Origin of the sequence: Arthrobacter sp. EpRS71, assembly GCF_001512285.1 — a bacterium.
Lineage (GTDB): Bacteria > Actinomycetota > Actinomycetes > Actinomycetales > Micrococcaceae > Arthrobacter.
Genome location: NZ_LNUV01000007.1, coordinates 1 through 3490, shown reverse-complemented (window position 1 = coordinate 3490; position 3490 = coordinate 1). Strand labels below are relative to the sequence as shown.

At 61.3% G+C, this 3490-nt stretch carries 4 protein-coding genes; 1 reads left to right on the top strand and 3 read right to left on the bottom strand.

Annotated features, from left to right (window positions below; all coding sequences use genetic code 11):
- The first annotated feature begins 91 nt into the window (after window positions 1–91).
- The gene (locus AR689_RS22450; protein WP_197412977.1) at window positions 92–379 is read left to right on the top strand and encodes a DUF6881 domain-containing protein; all 288 of its coding nucleotides are present in this window, start codon (window positions 92–94) and stop codon (window positions 377–379) included.
- A gap of 12 nt (window positions 380–391) precedes the next feature.
- Here AR689_RS22450 and AR689_RS22445 read toward each other — a convergent pair whose 3' ends face one another.
- From AR689_RS22445 to AR689_RS22435, 3 genes are read right to left on the bottom strand one after another with little or no spacing between them, the layout of a single operon-like run.
- Window positions 392–1843, bottom strand: a complete 1452-nt coding sequence (locus AR689_RS22445; protein ID WP_062073952.1) for a hypothetical protein — start codon at window positions 1841–1843, stop codon at window positions 392–394.
- Window positions 1836–2189, bottom strand: coding sequence for a helix-turn-helix domain-containing protein (locus AR689_RS22440; RefSeq protein WP_062073951.1), 354 nt, complete (start codon window positions 2187–2189; stop codon window positions 1836–1838). Before AR689_RS22440 ends, AR689_RS22445 begins: the two co-directional genes overlap by 8 nt.
- Window positions 2182–3306, bottom strand: coding sequence for a tyrosine-type recombinase/integrase (locus tag AR689_RS22435; RefSeq protein ID WP_231745663.1), 1125 nt, complete (start codon window positions 3304–3306; stop codon window positions 2182–2184). The genes AR689_RS22440 and AR689_RS22435 overlap by 8 nt, the downstream gene beginning before the upstream one ends.
- Window positions 3307–3490: the final 184 nt, after the last annotated feature.

The window sequence follows — 3490 nt, the reverse complement described above, 5'->3', positions numbered from 1 at the left end:
AACTGGCATGCACGGTTATTCGTGAGGCGGGAGTAAGCCGTTTTCGTCGCACGTGACGTTCACTTGGGGGTTAGGGTCCTATGGTGTTGCTATGGAACGGCACCAACGAGTGGAATGGCACCACAACTTCGATGAAGAGCCGCTGATCATCTATAGCGAGATAGACGCCAACGGCTTTGAGATACGCAAAGTCGAACAGTTTCGGGACGGCACCTCCACTTTCGCGGACGAGTCAACGACTACCGGGACCACCTGGCTCTCGGAAGTTGCCGTTCCATCTTTGAACGAGATCGCCGAACAGTCTGAGTTCAAAGCAGAGCCGATCGAAGCATCGACTTTCGAAGCCGTCTGGCGATCCGCTCACGAGGAGCGTAGGTAGGTAATTTGCCCGCTATTTGCGTGCGGCAATGTATTGGGCATAAGCAGCGGCTGAGTCTGCGGCGTGGCGTTCGATGGTTGTGGGGGAGTAGCCGAGGGTTTCGGCGATGATGGCCACGGGTGCGAGTTTGGTGAGTTCGTGGAGGGTTCCGAGCCTCGCGGCGCGGGTGCTGAATAGCTTGCTGAGGCGTGTAGTGAGGTGTCCGGGGTGGATGTGCCGCCCGGGAGAGGCTCCGCGGAACACCCACCTGGTGTTGGGGTGTGAGGCGGTTAGATCGTGGCCTGGGTTTGCGGCGAGTTCGCGCCATGGTTGGGCCAGTGGATCCGGCAGCGCGATCTTAATTGTTCCGAGCTGGATGGTGACCAGTTCGTCGGTGATGGTCACGTCGTCCCATGTCAGTCGTGCGATGTTTTCGGCCTGTTGTCCGAAAACGAGGATGAGGATCGCGGCGGCCCGGTCGCGTGTCTCTAGTTCGTCTTCGTGGATGACTCGTTTGAGTGCTTCGTCCTGTCCGGGCTTGGCGAGTCTTGGGCTGGTGCCGCGGCGATGCGGAACGATGGTGAGACCGGCTGGGGCGGCTTTGGTCTTGATGGCCCATTTAAGGAATCGCTCGGCAATGCGCCGGGTTGTGGGCCCCTCGGCTTGCCATACGTCGAGGTGGGATTGCTGCAGCTCGGGCAGTTTGATGTCATGGCCGGTGAGCCAGTTGAGGAGGTCGATGGCCACGGTGACTTCCTGTTTGGCGCGAAGGAAGGCGCCGCGGGTGACTTCGTCCCTGTGGTTCATCCGTCGTTGGTGGTGCCAGCGGATGTAGCGGCGGACCACTTCCCGGTGCTGCGGGTCACTCACACGTTCGATGGCTTCTGCCGCCCAGCTGTCGTAGCGGAAACGGAGTTCGTCGCGTTGGGGGAGCACCCCGTGTTCTGTGAGAAGTCCGCGGACGTATTCGCGGGTGCGTGAGTCGGGCAGTTCGTCGAAAATTTCGTGGGTGATCTTTGGTGCGACTGCGAGGTTGCGAAGGAACGCGGTGACGTGCTTTTGGCGGATCCAGGTCATGCCGCTGTTGGCCCGTTTCATGGACTTCAGCGCTGCCCCCAGCGGGATCAGATCGTTGGCGATGGCTCCCGTGGCCGGGTCGGTGAGCAGGTCATCTACGACATTGCCAAGGACGCAGGTCCAGCAGCGCCCGCCGCTGTGAAGTTCGTCCTCGGCTCCGCAGCTGACGCAATCGACGTTGAGCCGAATGCCTGAGCACCGGCGGCATGTCGGCTGCTCATCAATAATTCCGGGCAGGACGCCTTCGTGTCCGCAGGCGCAGATGCCACGGGTGCGTTTGGCTTGCTGGTAGCAGTAGCCGCAGACTCCGCCGTCGGGCCACCGTGCGACGGTTTGGTGGTGCTGGCCGCAGCGGTTGCAGGGGACCGGCCAGCGGATCGGGTCCTCTGCTTTGCGTGGCCTACTCACCGTCCTCAGGCATGACGAGGCGGATGCGCTTGGCGATCGGGTTACCTGGTTGGATTCCGAGGTCTTCGCTGCGCCGCGGGGCATTTGCCGTCGCCGCGGCCCGCATCTCAACGAATGGTTCGAAGAGGTCGTTCGGGGTGCAGTCCAGGATGTCGCAGAGCGCTGCGAATGTTCTGGCCGGGATGCGTTCGGGTGTGGCCGTGACCAGCCGGTAGACCTGGCTCTCGGAGAGGTTGATTCCGCGGGATCTCAGAAGCGGCATCAATTCGGTGGTCTTCCAGAGGTTGCGCTTGGCCATGAGGGCACGCAAGTTCCAGCGGTAGCCGATCCGGCGCTGTTCAGGCATCGGGGTCCTCCAGGGTCGTGATGCGGCGTGCGATCATCTGCTGCACGGTTTTCTGCTTGAAGTCCGACGATACCGATGTGTAGAGGCCGGTGGTCGAGGCGTACGAGTGGCCGACCTGTGTCTGCACGAATGCCGGGTCGTAGCCGGCTTCGATCAAATGGGTGACATAGGAATGCCTGAGGCAGTGCAGTCCCAGTTCCTTGGGCAATCCAACGGCGTCCCGTGCAGCTGCGAAGGAATCCCCGAAGGAACCAAGCGACATGCGGGCGCCCCGCTCGCTGGGCCACATCGCCGATGACCGGTCCGCCGTTGCGAAATTCGCCCGCATCCCTCCGGATGTCCACGTCCTCAGCTGATCCACGACCCAGTCGAACTCCGGCACGGTCAAAACGGTGCGCCGCCTGGGCCCTGAACCTGCAGTGCCTTTGGCGAACCGCACCTGGATGGCACCGAAGCGGCCATAGTCGGTGACGTGGGGATTGGGGCCGAAGTCCTCCAGATCCAGCATCGTCATCTCCCGCCGGCGAAGCCCGTAGGCATAGCAGACTTTGAACGCCACAGAGTCGCGGAACAGGGGCAGCCACCGCTTGGTTCCCGCAGCATATTCACGGTCGACGAGATCGTCGATATGGTCGAAAATCCGTTGCAGTTCCGCCTTGGTGAACGCCCGCCGCGCTGCCGGGACGGCGTCGTCGGTCGTGTGCCTGGGCGTGTTCCATTCAAAGCAGATCTGGCTTGGAATGTCGCCGAAAGTACGTTCGCAGAACTCACCCCAACCGTAACCAGGATGCGTCAGGTAGGAGCAGAACATCGCCACGGCGTTGCTGTAAGAGCGCAGCGTCTTCAGGCTGATCGGCTTCTCACCGGAACGCAGTCCGGCCAGGAAATCATCGACGTCTGCCGGACGCCATTGCCACGGAAATTCACCTGTGAATTTCTGGAACCGTTCCAGCAGCTGGCAGCGTTGCTTGATGGTCTGCGTCGTGAGCCCACGGGCCAGCATCTGCGCCCGCCAGCCATCCAGCATGGCCGTGAAAACACGCTCGTCGGCCCTGAACAGCCCAACGTCCGGATCCACCAGCATCCGCGGGACGAAACCCGGAACGGCACCACTCACTGCAACCCCTAAACCATGGAAACATGCATTAGATGCAGGAAACCTATAGCTCTCAGCCGTAGTGGATCAAATCCAGATGACGCGCGCTTGATCATGAAGGTATGCAAAACTGCTTCTGACCTGCGGAAACGCCAAAATCTTCAGCAGACGGGAGTTCTCGCAGCTACTTCTACTCCCGTGCCTT

Excerpts from the sequence above, each read along its gene's own strand:
- AR689_RS22440 (WP_062073951.1), bottom strand. The coding sequence starts at position 2,189 with ATGCCTGAACAGCGCCGGATCGGCTACCGCTGGAACTTGCGTGCCCTC.
- AR689_RS22450 (WP_197412977.1), top strand. The coding sequence starts at position 92 with ATGGAACGGCACCAACGAGTGGAATGGCACCACAACTTCGATGAAGAG.